Source organism: Desulfovibrio litoralis DSM 11393, from assembly GCF_900143255.1.
GTDB lineage: Bacteria > Desulfobacterota > Desulfovibrionia > Desulfovibrionales > Desulfovibrionaceae > Frigididesulfovibrio_A > Frigididesulfovibrio_A litoralis.
Genome location: NZ_FRDI01000016.1, coordinates 1 through 19,088, shown reverse-complemented (window position 1 = coordinate 19,088; position 19,088 = coordinate 1). Strand labels below are relative to the sequence as shown.

At 38.4% G+C, this 19,088-nt stretch carries 20 protein-coding genes, 5 tRNA genes and 1 pseudogene; 18 read left to right on the top strand and 8 right to left on the bottom strand.

Translation table 11 applies throughout. The annotated features are described in order from the left end of the window. Positions 1 to 16: 16 nt before the first annotated feature. Together BT999_RS11480 and BT999_RS11475 are read right to left on the bottom strand one after the other, a co-directional pair. Positions 17 to 1,327, bottom strand: coding sequence for an MFS transporter (locus BT999_RS11480; RefSeq protein ID WP_072697931.1), 1,311 nt, complete (start codon positions 1,325 to 1,327; stop codon positions 17 to 19). After that, a complete protein-coding gene (locus BT999_RS11475) occupies positions 1,314 to 1,640 on the bottom strand; it encodes an ArsR/SmtB family transcription factor (RefSeq protein WP_072697930.1) in 327 nt (108 codons plus the stop codon). The genes BT999_RS11480 and BT999_RS11475 overlap by 14 nt, the downstream gene beginning before the upstream one ends. 561 nt (positions 1,641 to 2,201) lie before the next feature. On the opposite strand from BT999_RS11475, the gene BT999_RS11470 reads away from it, so the two are divergent. From BT999_RS11470 to pdxA, 3 genes are all read left to right on the top strand, one after another. Further along, positions 2,202 to 2,603 carry a hypothetical protein gene (locus BT999_RS11470; RefSeq protein WP_072697929.1) on the top strand — a complete coding sequence of 134 codons (402 nt, stop codon included), beginning with the start codon at positions 2,202 to 2,204 and terminating at the stop codon, positions 2,601 to 2,603. A 361-nt stretch (positions 2,604 to 2,964) separates the two neighbouring features. Further along, complete coding sequence (locus tag BT999_RS11465; RefSeq protein ID WP_072697928.1) at positions 2,965 to 4,263, top strand: four-carbon acid sugar kinase family protein; 1,299 nt, start codon at positions 2,965 to 2,967, stop codon at positions 4,261 to 4,263. Between the two features lie 100 nt (positions 4,264 to 4,363). Then, positions 4,364 to 5,377 (top strand): 4-hydroxythreonine-4-phosphate dehydrogenase PdxA, encoded by a 1,014-nt coding sequence (gene pdxA, locus BT999_RS11460; RefSeq protein WP_072697927.1) that lies wholly within the window; start codon positions 4,364 to 4,366, stop codon positions 5,375 to 5,377. Positions 5,378 to 5,491: 114 nt separating this feature from the next. Here pdxA and BT999_RS11455 read toward each other — a convergent pair whose 3' ends face one another. The 6 genes from BT999_RS11455 to BT999_RS11430 all read right to left on the bottom strand — a co-directional run bounded on the left by BT999_RS11455 (position 5,492) and on the right by BT999_RS11430 (position 11,853). Further along, a complete protein-coding gene (locus BT999_RS11455) occupies positions 5,492 to 6,868 on the bottom strand; it encodes a GntP family permease (RefSeq protein WP_072697926.1) in 1,377 nt (458 codons plus the stop codon). A gap of 96 nt (positions 6,869 to 6,964) precedes the next feature. Next, a complete protein-coding gene (gene ltnD / locus BT999_RS11450; RefSeq protein WP_072697925.1) occupies positions 6,965 to 7,855 on the bottom strand; it encodes an L-threonate dehydrogenase in 891 nt (296 codons plus the stop codon). An 86-nt stretch (positions 7,856 to 7,941) separates the two neighbouring features. Next, positions 7,942 to 8,727: a 2-oxo-tetronate isomerase gene (gene otnI, locus BT999_RS11445; RefSeq protein WP_072697924.1), complete on the bottom strand. Its 786-nt coding sequence runs from the start codon at positions 8,725 to 8,727 to the stop codon at positions 7,942 to 7,944. Positions 8,728 to 8,766: 39 nt separating this feature from the next. After that, complete coding sequence (gene otnC, locus BT999_RS11440) at positions 8,767 to 9,399, bottom strand: 3-oxo-tetronate 4-phosphate decarboxylase (protein WP_072697923.1); 633 nt, start codon at positions 9,397 to 9,399, stop codon at positions 8,767 to 8,769. Positions 9,400 to 9,470: 71 nt separating this feature from the next. Continuing rightward, on the bottom strand, positions 9,471 to 10,784 hold the full coding sequence (otnK, locus tag BT999_RS11435; RefSeq protein WP_072697922.1) for a 3-oxo-tetronate kinase: 1,314 nt from the start codon (positions 10,782 to 10,784) through the stop codon (positions 9,471 to 9,473). 10 nt (positions 10,785 to 10,794) lie between these two features. Then, positions 10,795 to 11,853 (bottom strand): LacI family DNA-binding transcriptional regulator, encoded by a 1,059-nt coding sequence (locus BT999_RS11430; RefSeq protein ID WP_072697921.1) that lies wholly within the window; start codon positions 11,851 to 11,853, stop codon positions 10,795 to 10,797. Positions 11,854 to 12,230: 377 nt separating this feature from the next. Here BT999_RS11430 and BT999_RS11425 point away from each other — a divergent pair. The 15 genes and pseudogenes from BT999_RS11425 to BT999_RS11355 form a co-directional block, all read left to right on the top strand. Beyond that, positions 12,231 to 12,306 (top strand) — tRNA-Thr (locus tag BT999_RS11425). A 4-nt stretch (positions 12,307 to 12,310) separates the two neighbouring features. Beyond that, positions 12,311 to 12,396 (top strand) — tRNA-Tyr (locus BT999_RS11420). A 57-nt stretch (positions 12,397 to 12,453) separates the two neighbouring features. Continuing rightward, a tRNA-Gly gene (locus tag BT999_RS11415) sits at positions 12,454 to 12,529 on the top strand. A gap of 35 nt (positions 12,530 to 12,564) precedes the next feature. Next, positions 12,565 to 12,640 (top strand) — tRNA-Thr (locus BT999_RS11410). 72 nt (positions 12,641 to 12,712) lie between these two features. Then, on the top strand, positions 12,713 to 13,906 hold the full coding sequence (gene tuf, locus BT999_RS11405) for an elongation factor Tu (protein ID WP_072697920.1): 1,194 nt from the start codon (positions 12,713 to 12,715) through the stop codon (positions 13,904 to 13,906). Between the two features lie 2 nt (positions 13,907 to 13,908). Next, complete coding sequence (rpmG, locus tag BT999_RS11400; protein WP_072697919.1) at positions 13,909 to 14,058, top strand: 50S ribosomal protein L33; 150 nt, start codon at positions 13,909 to 13,911, stop codon at positions 14,056 to 14,058. A 13-nt stretch (positions 14,059 to 14,071) separates the two neighbouring features. Beyond that, positions 14,072 to 14,147: transfer RNA gene (locus BT999_RS11395), tRNA-Trp, on the top strand. Positions 14,148 to 14,171: 24 nt separating this feature from the next. After that, entirely contained in the window at positions 14,172 to 14,426 is a 255-nt protein-coding gene (secE, locus tag BT999_RS11390; protein ID WP_072697918.1) for a preprotein translocase subunit SecE, read from the top strand. A 104-nt stretch (positions 14,427 to 14,530) separates the two neighbouring features. Further along, the gene (nusG, locus tag BT999_RS11385) at positions 14,531 to 15,085 is read left to right on the top strand and encodes a transcription termination/antitermination protein NusG (protein WP_143145570.1); all 555 of its coding nucleotides are present in this window, start codon (positions 14,531 to 14,533) and stop codon (positions 15,083 to 15,085) included. A 129-nt stretch (positions 15,086 to 15,214) separates the two neighbouring features. After that, positions 15,215 to 15,637 (top strand): 50S ribosomal protein L11, encoded by a 423-nt coding sequence (gene rplK, locus BT999_RS11380; protein WP_072697916.1) that lies wholly within the window; start codon positions 15,215 to 15,217, stop codon positions 15,635 to 15,637. Positions 15,638 to 15,730: 93 nt separating this feature from the next. Further along, complete coding sequence (rplA, locus tag BT999_RS11375; protein ID WP_072697915.1) at positions 15,731 to 16,438, top strand: 50S ribosomal protein L1; 708 nt, start codon at positions 15,731 to 15,733, stop codon at positions 16,436 to 16,438. A 330-nt stretch (positions 16,439 to 16,768) separates the two neighbouring features. Beyond that, positions 16,769 to 17,293, top strand: a complete 525-nt coding sequence (rplJ, locus tag BT999_RS11370; RefSeq protein WP_072697914.1) for a 50S ribosomal protein L10 — start codon at positions 16,769 to 16,771, stop codon at positions 17,291 to 17,293. A 72-nt stretch (positions 17,294 to 17,365) separates the two neighbouring features. Then, positions 17,366 to 17,749: a 50S ribosomal protein L7/L12 gene (gene rplL, locus BT999_RS11365; protein ID WP_072697913.1), complete on the top strand. Its 384-nt coding sequence runs from the start codon at positions 17,366 to 17,368 to the stop codon at positions 17,747 to 17,749. Positions 17,750 to 17,984: 235 nt separating this feature from the next. Next, a complete protein-coding gene (locus BT999_RS11360; RefSeq protein ID WP_072697912.1) occupies positions 17,985 to 18,920 on the top strand; it encodes an NAD(P)H-binding protein in 936 nt (311 codons plus the stop codon). A 74-nt stretch (positions 18,921 to 18,994) separates the two neighbouring features. Then, a pseudogene (locus BT999_RS11355) lies at positions 18,995 to 19,088 on the top strand (ribosomal protein L7/L12); the annotation flags it as partial.

The following is a 19,088-nucleotide window of genomic DNA, read 5'->3' as shown; positions in this document are numbered from 1 at the left end:
TAAGCGAGTATTTTTTTTAACTATGGGTATGTGATTTATATTTAAGGAATGCTTTTACCGATGTAATAAATATTAAAGCAAAGATACCACATACTAATAGGGCTGTTGAGGGTAAAAGTGTTGCTAGGGGCAAAAATACAACTCCGGCAAACATGATTGCTACAAAACTGGTAAAATTTGAACAGCCAAGGGTTTTTCCTCTGGAATCAGGGCTTGGTCTGACCTGAATAAAACTGACGGCAGGAATTAGATAAGCCCCGGCGGCAACACCAGTTACAGAAAAAACAAGTAAAGTATAAAAAAAGGCTGTGTCAGGCGTAACAAGCTGTATAAGCGGAATAAACAACAAACTTATTCCCATTATAAAGCCAGCCGGAACAGCATAAGAATACCATTTACTCGGAAGACATTTTCTGGCAATGAAAGACCCCAAACAGATACCTACCATTAAAGAAACAGGCATCAGGCTGGTTTTGGTTTTACTAAACCCAAGCTCATTTAACCCTAAGTTATTTATTAATAAAACTGCGATTGTTGCAATAAAATAAAAAAAAGCTTCTACAGAGATAGCGGCAAAGAGTTTTGGGTCTTTTTTGTAAAAGAAAACAAAATGACGTACTGAGTCAATAAATCCCCATAAAGGGAATTTGGCTTGAGTAGGGTGGGTATTTGGAATACGTTTTAAAAACAAAGTGGCAATAAAACCTATTAATGCCATGCTTACTGCGATAATTGCAACAGTTAGTATTCCAAAAAGTTCCATGTTTACATATTCATTTAAAAAGGCGAAACTTTCAGGGGCATGAAGATCAAGAGAAATTCCGGAAAGGGCTATTCCGATTAAAATAGTAACGGTTGTAAAGAGTTTTAGAATGGCGTTTACGGTTGGAACGGTTTCTCGTCTGAAATTATCGGGAATAGAGCCGTTTAATGCGGGACTAAAAATAGTAGACTGTAACCCCATAATAAAAATTACCGCCATAACGCCGTTCCAGTTTGCATGATAAAATGAAACCGCACCGATGAGCATGGCGATAAGTTCTAAAAATTTTGCCCAGACTACAATTGTTTGCTTTGATATTTTATCGGCTAACCAACCTGCCCACGTTGAACACAACACAAAGGGCAGGGCAAATAAAATAGTGGCAGAAGTTTGAATGTCGGCAAAGCCTGAACTGGCAGACAATAACAAGGCGGTCTGTTTAAAAAAATTGTCGTTAAAAGTACCCATTCCAAAAGCGATGCCCATTGGTGCCAATGCCTTCCAGTTGTCTTTTTCAACGATTTTTGTTGTCTCATGTTGCTTGTCGCTATTAGTTTGTGTCATGATTAAATTCTTCTTGGATATAAATTTTAAGTTTGTCAACCGCTTCTAACGCCACTATGTAGTTTACTTTATACATTAATTCTCGCCCTTGTTTGCGAGGAACAAGCAACTTTGCTTCTTCTAAAATTTTTAGGTGGTGTACCACTGCACTTCGGCTTAACCCTATGGTTTCAACGATTGTTTTTATTGAAATTTCTTCATTTGGTTCAAACAACAATAAAATTTTTTGTCTTATTTGATCGCCTAAAGCGGAAAAGACTTTTTCTATAGGAAGCCAATGGTTAGGTAGTTCTTTTATATATCTTGTATTCATAACTATATAACTAGTTTTTTGGTTTTAAATAGTCAAGCATTATTTTTAATGTTTTGAGACTATTGAACAATAGTATCAAATTGGCTTTTGCCAGAAAAACACTCCGGAAAGACACTAGCCCAAAATGGTTGGAATTACCTTGTAAAATTAGTGGTTTTTGTGTCTTAAAACGTTTGATGCTATGTACATATAGAGCATCAAACGATAATAAAAGCACGCAAAACATAGTTTTGCAATGGTCTTGTTTTAAAAGATAATTTGTTCTGCCAAGTTGTTGGCGGATTTGTTTTTGTGATTTTTATGATAACAAAAGAATGCAAAATGGAGTTTTGCAATGGTCTTAATATGTTAAAAAAGTAATCTCATTTTCTAAACTCTTGTCATTTTTATGGCACTAAAATGTGTGTGTGTTTAATTTGTTTATGTAATGTATTTATTTTATTATGTTTTTATAATAGATCGGTTTGGCAAGCTCTTTGCATAAAGGTTCTGTGTTGTGGCAATATTTTAATATCTTTTATAGATTGATGAGTTGCTAAAATTTTCACTTAGGAGTCCGAAATGTTTTTTTTACTTGGTGGTGATAAAAAGAAACAAAAGCCCGCTGCTCGCAAGATAGAAAATCTTGAACGAGTAAAAGAGTTGTTTTTAAATGGTCGTTTCCCTGTTGTTACGACTGATGAACTTGATGATCGCAAAATAAGTAAGGTACTTGGGCTTGTTATTTGTCGTGGATATGATTCTGAAGAAGCATTTTTCGGAATGGCGGCAAGAGCCGTAAACAAAGGGGCTCAGGCGATTGTCGGATATAATGAAGCGATTGCGTTTCACCCTGATGGAAGTAAATTTTTTACTTGTTACGGTACGGCTATTCAATTTGAAAATGTTCAAGTTAAAAATCCTGAATTGTCTGTTGCCACAAGGATGAATGACGGTTTGCCAAGCCTTGGACAAAGAGCTTAATTGGGCTATAAAATAGGCGTGATAAATTAAGTTTGTCCGTTATTGATAACCTATTTGTATTTTTTGTATACAGACTATTTTTATATCTAAGGCAATAAATGTGTTGTCTTAGATATTTATTAATAATAAACGCATCAATAATACTAAAAAAATATAAAAAAGAGAAACTGAGAAATAACAGCTCAGCTTCTCTTTTTTTGTGCGATTTCCATAAATTCTTCGAGTATTAATATAATATCTATATCGAAAAAGTGGGACTTATTGCTAAGATAAGTCCCACTTTTGGTTGTAATAGCATTTTTTTATTTTATAGTATATAATCGCCTCATAGAGTATAAAAGAGATTTTTTGAGGTAAGTTTGTGGATAAAATAATGATTATTGCCGATGATTTGACCGGTGCAAATGCTACCGGGGTTTTATTGGCTCGCGAAAGGTTTAAAGCCATTACTTTGTTAAACTATAATGATAAAGAGTTGATAAAAAATTTTGAAGTTATTGCGTTAACAACCAATAGCCGAGGGCTTGAGCCAAAAGAGGCATATAAAAAAGTTGCTGATGCCGTTGACTTTTTATCGTCTGAACCGGTGAGCTTTTTTAATAAAAGAATAGATTCTACTTTAAGGGGCAATATTGGAGCAGAGGTTAACGCCATGCTCGACAAGTTGCCAAAACATATTGCTGTTGTTGTGGCTTCCTTTCCATCTTCGCAAAGGGTAAGCATAGGCGGTTTTTTAATGGTTGGTGATATTCCCTTAGAAATGACCGCTATCGCCAAAGACCCTAAAAATCCTATAAATACATCTTTGGTCAGTGAAATTGTTGAGTCTCAAACCAAGAGAAAAACAGCATATATTTCTTTGCAATCTGTTTTGCGTGGGCGTGAGTGTGTTTTAAAAGATTTAATTGAGCATGTTAAAAACGGTGCGGAAATAGTAATAGTTGATGCGTCTACTGATCACAATATTAAAACAATAGCCGAAGCCTGTTATCAGTCTCAGCTTAAAATCGTTACAGTTGATCCCGGTCCTTTCACTTATTATTACGCTAAAGAATTTATAGGACACACAGAAAGTAAACAGGCCGGAAAAAAAATTATTGCAGCAATCGGTAGCGTTTCTAATTTAGGTAGAAGACAGGTACAAGAGTTGCGACTGAACTATGATGTTTTAGTTGAAAAAATTGACAGTGAAAGCTTACTTGATTTAAACACTAAAGACAGCGAGATAGAAAGGGTCGTTAAGACAATTATAAAAGATATAGATAATTATCGTATGTTTGTTTTAGTAACTACGCTTGAAGAAGATGATGTATTAAACCTTAAACAAAAAGCTTTGGAGCTAAATTCTAGCGTAGAAGAAATTTCACAGACTATAAATAAGTCAATAGCTCAAATAACCCACGCGATTATTGATCAAACTTTCGGGAAAATCGGTGGAGTTTATACTTCCGGCGGTGATGTAACCGTTGCTTTTTGTCAAGAAGCAAACGCTAAAGGGGTCGAGGTTAAAGACAATATTATTCCTTTAGCCGTATATGGTAGGTTAATAAAAGGCAAATATGACAGGCTACCTATTATTACTAAAGGCGGTATGATCGGTGATGACCTTACTTTAGTAAAATGTATGGAATATTTATTGACAAAAACCTCTACGGAATAATTTCAAGTTTAAGAGATAGTTAATTAGTTTGTAAAAAATAACAAAGAAAATGAGCCAACAAAAAAAAATGAGCTTTATTATAAAAAAGGAGAAAATAAAAATGAATAGTACATATAAACCATTGGTTGGAATACCTATGGGCGACCCTGCCGGTGTTGGTCCTGAGATTGTAGTAATGGCATTAAGTAAACCTTTTGTGAACGCTATTTCTCGTCCTGTAGTTATAGGCGACAAAAAAACGCTTGAACAGGCGATGAAAATTACTAAGATTAACTTAACAATTAAAGAAATTACTAATGTTAATCAGGGCGATTTTAAAGACGGAGTTTTAAATCTTATAAACTTGAATAATATCGACATAAACAAGTTAGAGCTTGGAAAAGTTCAGGCGATGGGCGGAAAAGCCGCTTTTGAATATATTAAAAAATCAATCGAAATGGCTTTGGCTAAAGAGCTTGATGTGCTTGCGACTACTCCTATCAACAAAGAATCTTTTAAAGCGGCTAACGTGCCTTATATTGGACATACGGAAGTCTTGGAAGATTTAACAAAAACACATAATCCGTTAACTATGTTTCAAGTAAAAGATTTGAGAGTCTTTTTCTTTTCAAGGCATGTTTCTTTAAAAAAGGCTTGTGATTTAATTAAAAAAGATAAAATGGTTGAATTTATCGAAAAATGTACCGAAGCTGCAAAAATTTTGGGTATAGAAAATCCAAGGATAGCTGTAGCGGGTTTAAACCCTCATAGCGGAGAACATGGTCTTTTTGGCGATGAAGAAGTAAAAGAAATAGAACCGGCGGTTAAAATAGCCAGAGAAAAAGGAATTAACGTTGTTGGTCCTGTGCCGGCTGATTCTGTTTTCCATCAAGGTTTAATCGGTCGCTATGATTTAGTGTTATCTTTATATCATGACCAAGGTCATATTGCGACTAAAATGGTTGATTTTGAAAGAACGATTTCTTTAACCAACGGTATGCCGTTTTTACGTACTTCCGTCGACCACGGAACGGCTTTTGATATCGCAGGAACAGGGAAAGTAAGCTCGGTCAGTATGGAAGAAGCTATTCGTTTGGCTGCTGAATATGCACCAAAATTTAATAAAAGAGCGTAATAGTTTATCATTCTGTTGTAAAACTAGTAGTCAATAAGTAGTTAATATAAAAAGCCCCCAACAAGATTTATAAATATCTTAAAGGGGGCTTTTTGTTAAAGTTTTACTGTGTTTTTATACAATAAAACTGGCAATGATCAGAATTGTGCTGGCTACTGCCCAACAAATTGTTGTTGTAACAGACCAGATTTTAATTTGTTCTTTGACATTGCTAACGCCAAGTATACGGTTAACAACCCAGAAGTAACTGTCGTTAAAATATCCGAAGAATAATGAACCGGCACAACACGCCAACGCACCTAGAACAGGGTCTAACTCTAAAGTTGGAGCCATCGGTGCAACAATGGAAGAAGCTGTAATCATACTTACAGTCCCCGAGCCTTGAAGAAGACGTACTATCGTTGCAATAATTAAAGGCAGAAGAATAGGCAATAAGTTTAAAGTAGCAATAGCTTCCGCAACACTCTTAGCCGCTCCGCTATCACGTAATACGGCACCTAACGCACCACCGGCACCGGTAACAAAAAGAATAATCCCTGCTTGACGCACAGACTTATCCATTGCATCAACAACTTCATCACGAGAAAAACGCCCGGGAGTTAAGCCGTAAATAGCGATTAATAAGCCTATTCCAACAGCCACAACGGGGTGGCCGAAACCTTGTATTGTTGTACCAAGTACGCCTTGCAAGCCGAACATTTTGGCAAGAGTTCCCGCAACAATTAAACCAACCGGAGCTAAAATAGGAAGAAAAGACATAAATGCTGAAGGTAAAGTTGCGTCATCGTCTCTTTCTTCAAGCCATTTTCCACCAGCACCGACAGGATATGGTTGATTAACATAACCTTCTCCGTCAAGAGCCGGTAATCTAAAAATTTTATTTCCGATATAACGTGCATAGAGTACAGCGGATATTGTTACGGGAATTGCCAGCAACACACCCCAGATTAACATAACACCGATAGAAACCCCAAAGTTATTTGCGGCGGCAACAGGACCAGGGGTTGGCGGTACTAAGTGGTGAGTAACAACAAGACCGGCAGCCAAAGCAACACCAAGAGTTATTACGCTTTTTCCCGTGCGACGAGAAATTGCTTTTGCCAAAGGAGATAAAATAACAAAGCCGGAATCACAAAAGATAGGAACAGAAACAATAAAACCGGTAACAGCTAAAGCTATTTCTTCTCTGCCTTTTCCAAAAAAAGAGATAAAGGTTTTCGCCATTCGCTTTGCCGCACCTGAGATCTCAAAGAGTTCCCCCATCATAATTCCAAGACCAATAATTAAACCTATACTTCCTAGCGTAGAGCCAAAACCTTTAGTAATAGACTCCATAACCGGTAAAAAGCCCATGCCCCCAACAATTCCTGTTAAAATAGCGGCTATGAGCAGAGCAGGGAAGGCGTGAATGCGTGTCCATAAAATCAAAACGATTAAAGTAATGATACCAACAGTCAAGCTTAGAGCCATTTGATTACTGCTAATCTCCATTGAGACTCTCCTTTATTATATTATTTGTGTATTAGGTTATTTTATCTTGTTTTTTTAGCCAAATGTTAAACTCAAATCAATAATAGTTTACTTCTCTTACTTCCCTTTGGGGAGTTTAATTCCGGGGAAAACTTTGATTACGGCAGAATCGTCTTCTCTTCCAAATCCGGCACCGCTGGCATGTATAAATTGTTGATGTGCGGCGGCTGATAGCGGAGCAGGAAAACTTACTTTTCTGGCTGTATCAAGTACTATGTTTAAATCTTTAACAAAAATATCAACAGCACTGAGCGGAGTATAATCGTTTGCAAGAATATGCGGAACTCTGTTTTCGAACATCCATGAATTACCGGCGGCGTTGGTAATAACTTCATATACTTTCTCAGGATCAAGCCCCATTCGTATACCAAAAGCTAAGGCTTCGGCGGCGGCGGCAATATGTACTCCGGCGAGGAGTTGGTTTACAACTTTCATGCCCGAGCCTTTTCCCGCTTCTTTTCCTAAACAATAAACTTTTGCAGCAACAGCATCTAAGCCTTTTTGTGCTTTATCAAAAGCTTCTTGCGGACCTGAAGCCATAACCGTGATTTGTCCTTGAGAGGCTTTTACGGCACCGCCAGAAATAGGAGCATCAAGCATTAAAATATTGCGTTTTGCCAATCTTTCCCCTACGCTTTCGGCGTATTCAGGTTTGACTGTGCTACAAACGATTACTACAGCACCGGCTTTAATTTTTTCAAAAGCACCCGAAGTAAATAAGACGGCTTCAACTTGTTCGGCGTTAACAACAACCAAAAAAATAACATCTGCCTTACTTACCAGCTCATGAACATCTTTTGCAACTTTTCCGCCTGCTGCTTTAAATGTTTCCAGTGCCTTGGGGTTAAGGTCGCAACCCCAAGTCTCTAACCCTTCTTTTACCATTGATTGTGCCATGCCCATGCCCATGGCACCAAGACCGACGACCCCGTAACATTGTTTAGACATTTTTCATGCCTCCTTTTAGATTGTTTGATCTTTTATGCCGATTATTAAGTTAACATTAAAATTATTTTATAAGTTAAGTTTCCTAATTAAAGAGCGGTAAACCAAGAAAGTCCGTCAACGGTTTTTGCTAGAGGAATATATTCACAACCAATATAGCCTTGATAACCGAGTTCATCTATCAGGTTAAAAATATATGCATAATTAAGTTCGCCCGTGTTTGGTTCGTGGCGTTCGGGTACTCCGGCTATTTGATAGTGGGCGGTATAAGGAAAGAACTCTCGCAATTTTAAAGAAACAGCACCTTCTTCCATTTGACAATGAAAACAGTCAAATTGTAATTTAACATTATCTGTTCCGTGTTCTGTGTTGAGCTCTTTAATTATTTCAACCGCATCACCTTGCTTATTTAAAAAATATCCCGGCATACTGCGTTGATTTATCGGTTCAAGACAGAGCGTAATTCCGTGTGGTTTTAACAAGTTGGCAGCTTGAGCGATATTTTCTTTGTATGTTTTCAGTAAAGTTGCTTTTTCAATACCTTGCGGAGTTAACCCTGCCATTGCGTGCAAGCGTTGGCAAGAAAAAGCTTTGGCGTAAGGTATGGCTTTTTCGACACTTTTAATAAACTCATCTTCACGCCCCGGAAGACAAGCCAAACCACGTTCACCTTTTTCCCAATTACCGGGATAAAGATTAAAAAGAGCTTGGGTCAAATTATTTTTTTCTAGTTGTTTGGCTAAAAAATCAGGTTCAAAATCATAAGGGAAAAGATATTCAACGGCTTTAAAACCGGCATCCGCAGCGGCGGAAAAGCGATCTTCAAACTTATATTCATTAAACATCATGGTTAAATTGGCGGCAAATTTAGGCATTATATGCTCCGGATATTTTGTTATATTTAATAGTTTGAACTAGTTTTTGTTGATAAGAGCCAAGCGTTCTTCTTCTGTTAAAAGACGTACTTTGTGTCCTTTTAACATAAGAAAGAGGCGACAACTGTCTTCCAACTCTTCACTGTTGTTGGCGGCATCATCTAAACTTTTTCCGGTTACGACAGGTCCGTGATTGGCTAGTAAAACCGCAACTCGCCCGGGTAAAAGTGTTCTGATTTGTTCTCCGATAACCTCGCTTCCCGGTTTGATATAAGGAGCAAGAGGCAAAGAACCTATTCGCATTACAAAATATGGAGTTATTGCCGGTAAGCAGTCATCAGGTTGTAAGTCTGCCAAGCATGATATGGCAACAGCATAAGGAGAGTGTAGGTGTACAACGGCCTTACAGTCTGGTCTTGAGGCATAACAGGCTTGATGCATAAACACTTCTTTTGTGGGTTTATCACCTGAGATATGTTCTCCGTTTGGAGAAATTTTGCTTAAACGCTCGGGAATCAAGCCGCCCAAAGAGGAACCCGTCGGGGTTACCAAGAGACAACCGTCAGGTAATAAGGCACTCATATTACCCGATGAACCGCCTGATAAACCTCGTTCAAAGAAAGAACGACCTGTTTGAACCATTTTGTTTCTTATTTCATTTTCACTTTGCATAAAAGCCTCTTAAACTTTTTAATTAATTAATATATATTAAGTTGTTAGAAGTGATTTATTTAAAATTTTACTTAAGGTTGAAGGGCAACGGCTTGTTCAAAAAAGTCAATTCCGCCGAAGTTACCTGATTTTAAGGTTATGGCGATTTGTTTGCCTGCTGTGTCTACGCTAACCGTCCAAGGAACTCCCGGGGCTATTTGTTGACCTATTTGTAAGGCAGGAACTTTTAAGGCTTTAACAACCGCACCCGAACTTTCACCGCCTGCGACAATAAAGTGAGTCGCACCGGCTTGATATAAATCGGTTGCAAGTTCGCCTAAAGCGTTTTCTATTAAAGCTCCCGAGGCTTCTTGTCCTAAAGCTTTTTGAACGGCTGCGACTGCTTCCGGTGCATCACTGGCATAAAGTACGGGTATACGATTATTTAAAAGCTGTTCTTTTGCCCATTGTGCGGCTTGTTTTATAAAGTTTGGGTTTGTGGATATTTTTAAAGGGTCAAGTTGGAACATTGGGTAAGCAGGGGCTTTTGATGTATCTGAATTTTCTTCATTTTTAGCTGCAAGGCGTGCAAGTTGTCCTCTTGTTGCTTCTGAGCAACTCCCTGATAAAATAACAGTTCCGCCTGTGATTTTTGGAAGCGAGACGGGAGTATTGTAAGTTTTGAGCAACCCTTGCTTGCGATACATTTCAGGTAAGCCGAGTGCAATTCCGCTTCCGCCTGTGATCAAAGATAATTTTGAACAGGCTTCGGCTAAGGTAATAAGGTCTTTATCCTCAAGAGCGTCAGTAACAATATAGCGTACTTTGTTTGAGCTGAGTTGTGTTAATGCTTTATTGATGGCATCAGCACCTTGTCTTATTGTTTCCCAAGTGATTAGTCCGACTTTTTCCGTAACTTGTGGCTCTAAAAGTCGAATCAAGTTTGAATCTCTCATTGGTGTAACAGGGTGATTTCTCATACTGCTTTCGGATAAAGGAAGATCGCCGACAAAAAGTTGTCCTTTATATATGGTACGTCCGTTTAAAGGGAAGGCGGGACAAACAATAGTATAATCAGCTCCTAAGTCATTTAATAATGCTTCTGCTACCGGCCCTATATTCCCTTTTGGGGTTGAGTCAAAAGTTGAGCAATATTTCCAAAGAAAATATTGACAACCTTGTTTTTTTAACCAAGCTAATGCGGAACGGCATTGTTTTACGGCCTCTCTGGGGTCAATAGAGCGACATTTTAAAGAAACTATAATGGCGTCTGCGTCGGGTATTTTTAAGTCGTCGGCAGGTAGATCACAGGTTTGTACCGTTCGCATTCCTTGACGCACCAAAGTGTTGGCGAGGTCTGTTCCGCCGGTAAAGTCGTCGGCAATACAACCAAGAATAGCTGGCATATTATACTCCTTACTTTATTATGTTTTTTGTGGTTGCCCCGGGTACTATAGAAAAGTTTGTTTCTATACGTTTTAAGGGGATAGTTTTTTCTGTTAGGCGTGCAATAATTGTTTCGCCCGCTTTTATTCCCATATTGTACATATCTACTTTTGTGGTTGTAATTTGCGGATATGAATAAAGAGCAATATCAAGACCGTTAAAGCCCATTATTCCCATTGTTTCAGGAACGCTGATCTTAGCCTCGTTACAGGCAGACAAAACACCAAAAGCAGTGTTGTCATTAGTGCAAAAAACAACATCAGGCAGTTTGCCGGTTTGAATAATTTTTTGCATGCCCGTTCTACCTGAGATAATTGAAGAACGAACATCAATTTCGTATATTTTAGGCTGTGCTAACTTTTCTTGCTCTAGTCTTTGAGTAAAGCCTTTTATGCGTTGAGCGGCACGTATATCAACGTTAAGCTTGGCTGTTATGATATTAAAGTTTTTATAACCACAAGAGATAAGGTAGTCGCCAGAGGCGTATCCGGCTTGTTCGTGAGAAATTCCAACATTAATGTCGAGAGGGTTATCGAGTAGTTCGAGGATTTCAACAACAGGAACGTTATTTTTTTTTGCTATTTCTCTTGCCAAAGGGGGGAGTGTGCCTACCATAACAATTGCATCGGGCATCCAACCTAAAAAGGCTATTGCTTGATTTTCGGCTATATCAAGATTGTATCTGAAATTACCCAAAAGAATTTGAAAACCAGCCGGTTCAAGGATTTCCGTTAGTCCGTTTAGCATTGATGAAAAGACAGCGTTGGAAATAGAGGGAATAAGTACGGCAATTTGTTTTGTTGATGCTCCCGAAAGACTTCCTGCTAAGCGATTAGGTAGGTAACCTAATTTTTTTATGCTTGCTTGAATGCGTAGTAAGTTTTTTTTTGAAACTAAGTTGGGGGAGTGCAAGGCTCTTGATACCGTCATAAGACTAACGCCAATATCAACAGCCACATCTTTTATAGTAATGCGTCCGCTGTTTTTTTTGTTATATTTAATAGTGGTATTTGTTGGTTTGTCTTGCATTTTTGCTCTATAAAATTTGTTTTTATATTTAGCTTATATTAACTTATACATAGGGAAGATTTAAAATATGTTATCGTTAACATATTTTTTACAAACAAACTCTATTTAGTTTATGTGAATTTGTTGTTGTGTGTCAAGCTGCTTTTAAAAACTTGCTTTATATAGATTTGTTGTATTTGTTGCTTGATAGTTTTTATTTATTGCTGTATTATATAAGGCTGTATGAATTTATTATGAGCCTATTTTGCTTGCAAGCGTAACTATATAAATTATATTAATTTTTTATGTTTGTTTGATAAAATCTAAAAAAAATTAAAAAAAAATCATTTTTTTGCTTGCTTTTTTTTTTAGTCACGGTTAAATACAAATTCTTCGTTGCTGGTGTAGCTCAATAGGTAGAGCTCCTGATTTGTAATCAGGTGGTTGTGGGTTCAATTCCTATCACCAGCTCCAGTTTGGTGGAGTTCCCGAGTGGTCAAAGGGAACAGACTGTAAATCTGTCGCCGTAGGGCTTCGGTGGTTCAAAGCCACCCTCCACCACCATTTTTTTTTTTTTTGACGCTGTAGGAGACAGAAACCTGTCGGAGAACTACGGCTTGTGCGGGAATAGCTCAACGGCTAGAGCATCAGCCTTCCAAGCTGAGGGTTGCGAGTTCGAATCTCGTTTCCCGCTCCATTTTGTCCAAGGTTCTCCCTTAGGCTGTAGCATTCGCCCACATAGCTCAGTAGGTAGAGCACATCCTTGGTAAGGATGAGGTCAGCAGTTCAACTCTGCTTGTGGGCTCCATTGGTATTTTAATTAAGCGGAAGTATCAGTTTGTTACTGAACTGTCCAACACTACATTTGAGGGAGATACTCATGGGTAAGGAAAAATTCGCGCGTACGAAACCGCACGTAAACATTGGTACCATCGGTCACATTGACCATGGTAAAACTACTTTGACTGCTGCTATTACTAAAGTAGCCGGTCTTCTTGGAAACGGTAAGTTTGTTGATTACAATCAAATCGACAAGGCGCCTGAAGAAAAAGAGCGTGGTATTACTATTTCTACATCTCACGTAGAGTATGAGACTGCGAAACGTCACTATGCTCACGTTGACTGTCCGGGCCACGCTGACTACATTAAAAACATGATTACCGGTGCCGCACAAATGGACGGCGGTATCTTGGTTGTTGCCGCGACTGACGGTCCTATGCCTCAGACTCGCGAGCATATCTTGCTTGCTCGTCAGGTTGGCGTTCCTTCACTTGTTGTCTTTATGAACAAATGCGACATGGTTGAAGACGAAGAGTTGTTGATGCTTGTTGAAATGGAAGTTCGTGAACTTCTTTCAAGCTATGGCTACCCTGGTGATGACATTCCTGTTATCCGTGGTTCAGCTTTAAAAGGTCTTGAAACTAGCGATCCTAACTCTGCTGAAGCCAAACCTATCGTTGAACTTTTAGACGCTTGCGACAGTTTCATTCCTGAGCCTGTTCGTGATATTGATAAGCCTTTCTTGATGCCTATCGAAGACGTATTTTCTATTTCTGGTCGTGGTACTGTTGTTACCGGTCGTGTAGAACGCGGTATAATCAAAGTTGGCGACGAAATCGAAATCGTTGGTATTAAAGATACTGTTAAAACCACCTGTACCGGTGTTGAAATGTTCCGTAAGCTGCTTGATCGCGGTGAAGCCGGTGATAACATTGGTGCTCTTATCCGTGGTGTTAAGCGTGAAGACGTTGAACGTGGTCAAGTATTGGCTGCTCCTAAATCAATTACTCCTCACAAAAAATTCAAAGCAGAAGTTTACGTTCTCTCTAAAGAAGAAGGCGGACGTCATACTCCATTCTTTACAGGTTATCGTCCTCAGTTTTACTTCCGTACTACAGACGTTACCGGTATTATCGCTCTTCCTGAAGGCGTAGAAATGATTATGCCTGGTGATAACTCTGTATTTACAGTTGATCTTATTGTACCAATCGCGATGGAACAAGGTTTACGCTTTGCTATTCGTGAAGGTGGACGTACTGTTGGTGCTGGTGTTGTTTCTGAGATATTGGAGTAATCATGCGAGTTAATATTCTGCTTGCCTGCACTGAGTGTAAGCGTCGTAACTATGCTACTTCTAAAAACAAGAAAAATACTACAGGTCGTCTTGAACTGAAAAAGTTTTGTCCTTGGGATAATAAAGTTACAGTTCACAGAGAGACTAAGTAGTTTTCTATAGTGCAGGACAGTAGCTCTAACGGTAGAGCAGCGGTCTCCAAAACCGCGGGCTGGGGGTTCAAATCCCTCCTGTCCTGCCATTTAATTTTTAAGTAGAGGCAATTATGGCGGCAACCAAAGATAAAGACAAATCCCACAATAATTCATCTAAGACAGAAAAGTCTTGGTTTGAATCTGCCGGTGAGTTTTATAGAGGCTCAGTGTCTGAAATCAAAAAGGTTACTTGGCCAACTAAGCCGGAGATAAAAGTAACTACTTTCGCCGTACTCGGTTTTGTTCTTTTCATGACCGTGTATCTAGGTATTGTAGACTTTGGATTGTTTAACTTAATAAATTGGATTATCTCGTCCTTAAGTTAGTTTTATATTAAGTTAAAAGTGAGTTAAGCTAGAAATAGCTTGTCTTGAGAGCTTCTTCTGTTGAAGTTGCTTGTTTTTACAGCCCTTAAGCCAGAGTTATAATGATGAACGATGATGTCCAAAGCTCACCAAGCTCACGTTGGTATATTGTACACACTTATTCAGGTTTTGAAAACCGAGTTGTGCAGACTATCCGTGAGATAATGCGAACGGGTCAAGATGGCGGACTGATCGAAGAGGTCGTTGTACCTGTCGAGAAAGTCGTTGAGCTTGTTAAGGGTGCGAAAAAGACTTCCACTCGCAAGCTGTATCCAGGCTATGTAATGGTAAAAATGGTTATGACAGACCATTCTTGGCATTTAGTACAAAGCATTCCAAAGGTTACCGGTTTTATTGGTGGAAAAAATCGCCCAGCTCCTATGCCTGAAAGCGAAGCTATGCAATTACTTTCCACTATGGAAAGTCGCCAAGAACAACCACGTCCTAAGTTTAACTTTGAACATGGTGATGAAGTTAGAGTTATTGACGGACCTTTTGGCGGGTTTAACGGAGTTGTCGAAGACGTTAACTATGATAAAGGTAAATTACGCGTAAGCGTTTCTATCTTTGGACGTCAAACCCCCGTTGAGCTTGATTTTGTACAAGTTAATAAAGGCTAATCCTAAAGAGGGAAAACTCGGCGTTTAATAACCTGTTTTTGCCTTCATATTGTTTTTACAATAAGTTAGGTTTTTAATCTGTTTTTTTTATGAGTTACATAATTATAAACAGAATATAAAGGAAATATAATGGCTAAGAAAGAAGTTGCCAAAATAAAACTTCAAATTCCGGGCGGAATAGCTAACCCTTCGCCGCCGGTAGGTCCAGCGCTTGGTCAGCATGGTCTTAATATTATGGAGTTTTGTAAGGCGTTTAATGCTAAAACAGCTGATCAAAAAGGTGTTATTACCCCTGTTGTAATCACTGTTTACCATGACCGTTCTTTTAGCTTTATTACCAAAACCCCTCCTGCGTCTGTTTTACTTGCTAAAGCAGCTAAGTTGGAAAAAGGTTCAGGCGAACCTAACCGTAATAAAGTTGGTAGCATTACCGAAAAACAGCTTGAGGAAATAGCAGCTCTTAAATTACCCGATCTTACTGCAAAAGATCTTGATGCTGCTAAAAAATCCATACTCGGCACAGCCAGAAGTATGGGTATTGAAGTTAAATAGCGTTTTAATCAACTGTACTGCTGGATAATCTATAGCTATGTAAATGCAGATGTTATAAGTTTTAGCAGGAGATTGTGAACGAAGGAAAGTATAATGCCCAAGCATGGAAAAAAATACCGCAAAGCAATAGAAGGTCAAGAGAGTTTAGAAAAACTTAATATAGAAGAAGCTGTTAGCAAGGCTGTCGGTTCTTCTTTTGTAAAGTTCGATGAAACCGTTGACGTAGCTCTATGTCTCGGGGTTGACCCAAAATATTCAGATCAAATGGTAAGAGGTGCTTGCGCACTACCTCACGGACTCGGAAAAACAGTACGTGTTGCAGTTTTTTGTAAAGGCGATAAAGAAGCAGAAGCGAAAGCCGCCGGTGCTGATATTGCAGGAGCAGAAGAACTTGTTGCCCAAATTAAAGAAGGTAACATCAACTTTGATTCTGTAATAGCAACCCCTGACGTTATGGCTTTAGTTGGTCAAGTTGGTCGTATTTTAGGACCAAGAGGACTTATGCCAAACGCCAAAACAGGAACCGTAACCTTTGATGTTGCTAACGCCGTTAAAGAAGTTAAAGCCGGTCGTGTTGAATTTAAAGTTGATAAAGCCGGCGTTTTACACGCTCCTTTAGGCAAAGTCAGCTTTGGTTCAGAAAAGATTTTAGACAACCTTAAAGCCTTACTTGACTCAGTAAATCGTTTAAAGCCTTCTTCTGCTAAAGGTACTTATATGCAGAAAATGGCTGTTTCAACAACCATGGGACCCGGCTTTAAAGTTGACCCTACTGTGATTCGTAAGTTTATAGAAGGTTAATATATTTAAACTGCTTTATCCTCAGAGGTTGTTTTAGAATTTCATTTTTTGTTTTTTTGAAATATGAAATACAAGAAATAGTTTTAAAATAACCTTTGTTGTTAAAGTAGGGCTTTACAAAAGTTAATCTTTTGTTTGAGCTTTATTGGCAGATACAGGAAGTAGCTAGTTGAAGAAAGCAGGTGAATATTTATATATTCTTAATTTCCTGCCGAGACAGAACTTTGGCTTAGCAACTTCCACCTTAGGCAGCTGATTTTTTATTAAATCAGTGAACAGTCTTTAATTTTATTAAAGGCTAGTGTGTTTTACACACCCCAGGAGACAAATATGAACAGGTCTGAAAAAGCTACAATTATTGATGCAATTAAGTCAAAAGCCGATAAAGCATCAATCGCTGTAGTGACCGACTTCAAGGGTATGCCGGTGGAAGAAATGACTCGTCTTAGAGTTAAGCTGCGTGAACAAAATGGCGACCTATGTGTCGTTAAAAATACTCTCGCAAAGCTTGCACTCACTGACGGTCCTCATGACGTTATAAAAGACAACTTTAAAGAAAACTGTGCAGTAGCATTAGGATCAGCTGATCCCGTTGCTCTCGCTAAAGTTGTTACTGAGTTTGTAAAAACCAGTAAAACGCTCAAAATCCGCCACGCCAGCCTTGAAGGACAGTTCCTTAGTGTTGCTCAGTTAGAAGCTTTATCCAAGCTTCCGGGCAGACAGGAACTCTTGGCTCAGGTGCTTGGTACAATGAACGCTGTACCAACTAATTTTGTGTCTTTATTTGCAAACGTAATTCGTGGTATGCTCTATGCTTTAAAAGCAATAGAAGAGAAAAAGGCTACCAACGCTTAGTTGTCGTTTGTTTTAAAGATTTAAAGTTAAGCAAAGTTTTTTAATATTTCTAAATCTTCCAAGGAGAAGAAAATGTCTGTTACTAAAGAACAAGTTATTGAATTTATTTCAAATATGACCGTGTTAGAACTCTCTGAACTTATTAAAGAGTTAGAAGAAAAATTTGGTGTTTCTGCTGCTGCTCCTGCAATGGCAATGATGGCAGCTCCTGCTGCCGGTGCTGGTGCTCCTGCTGAAGAAGAAAAAACAGAATTTGATGTTATTCTTAAAGCTTCAGGCGCTAACAAAATCGGCGTTATCAAAGTTGTTCGTGCTCTTACAGGTCTTGGACTTAAAGAAGCAAAAGACAAAGTTGACGGTGCTCCTGCTTCTATTAAAGAAGCTGTATCTAAACAAGATGCAGAAGAAGCCAAAAAACAGCTCGTTGAAGCTGGCGCTGAAGTTGAAATTAAGTAATTTCAATTTGATTAATTTAGTATTATTAGAGACAGGTGAGAGCCTGTCTCTTTTTTGTTGTTATAGGCAAAAAAACGGTGTATTAAAGCATTGTATATTTTAAGACTATTACAGAAAATAACGCAAAACGGAGCTTTGCAATGAGGCTGTTTTAGAGGAAATTCACATGATTTCAATAAAACGATATTCTATAACTTGTCATAATCAATAAAACTAAGGTAATATAAGGGCTTTTATGGAGACTAATCAAAAACACGCTGTTACTGGTGCCTTTGGATTTTCAGGACGTTATATCTCTGAACGCCTTTTATCAAAAGGGCATGAAGTTATTACCTTGACAAACTCCCCAAATAGAAAAAGCCCATTGCAGGGAAAAATAAAAGCATACCCTTTTAATTTTGATAATTTAGCGGCATTAACACAATCTTTAGAGGGTGTTGACGTTGTGTATAATACATATTGGGTTAGGTTTAATCATAAAAGATTCAATCATGCAGATGCTGTAGAAAATACGCTTACTCTTTTTAAGGCTGCCAAAGATGCAGGAGTTAAACGTTTTGTGCATGTGAGTATTTCTAATGCGAGTTTGAATTCTCCTTTTGAATATTTTCAAGGAAAAGCCAAACTGGAACAAGCCCTAGAGAACTCCGGGTTAAGTTATGCCGTTTTACAGCCCACGGTGTTATTTGGAGATGAAGATATACTGATTAATAATATTGCGTGGACCTTGCGTAAGTTACCTGTTTTTCCGTGTTTTGGTGATGGTAGCTACTACATTCAGCCTATTCATGTTGATGATCTTGCGGATATTGCGGTAGAACAAGGAGAATCTCGCACTAATGGAGTTTTTCCTGCTGTTGGACCTGAGGATTTTAAATATAAAGATTTAGTAAAAATGATTGGCGACGAGATAGGCTGTAAAAGAGCTATTGTCCCTTTTCCTCCCAGCCTTGCTTATGCATTGTCTGTTGCTATAGGAAAAATAATTGGTGATGTGTTTATTACCAAAGACGAAATAAGAAGCTTGATGGATAACCTTTTGCATATTCCAACAGCAGAACGCACCGGCTCAATCTTTTTATCTAAATGGGTAAAAGAAAACAGTGCCAGATTAGGGAAGCATTATTCCAATGAATTAACGAGAAGAATTGATAAATTAAAGGCTTATTAAAAGATAAGGGTTCAATATTAGTAGGGATATAAATGTATATCTCAAAATTTACTCAAAAAATCGAGGAGTTAATAGCAAAAGACAAAGTTGACGGTGCTCCTGCTTCTATTAAAGAAGCTGTATCTAAACAAGATGCAGAAGAAGCCAAAAAACAGCTCGTTGAAGCTG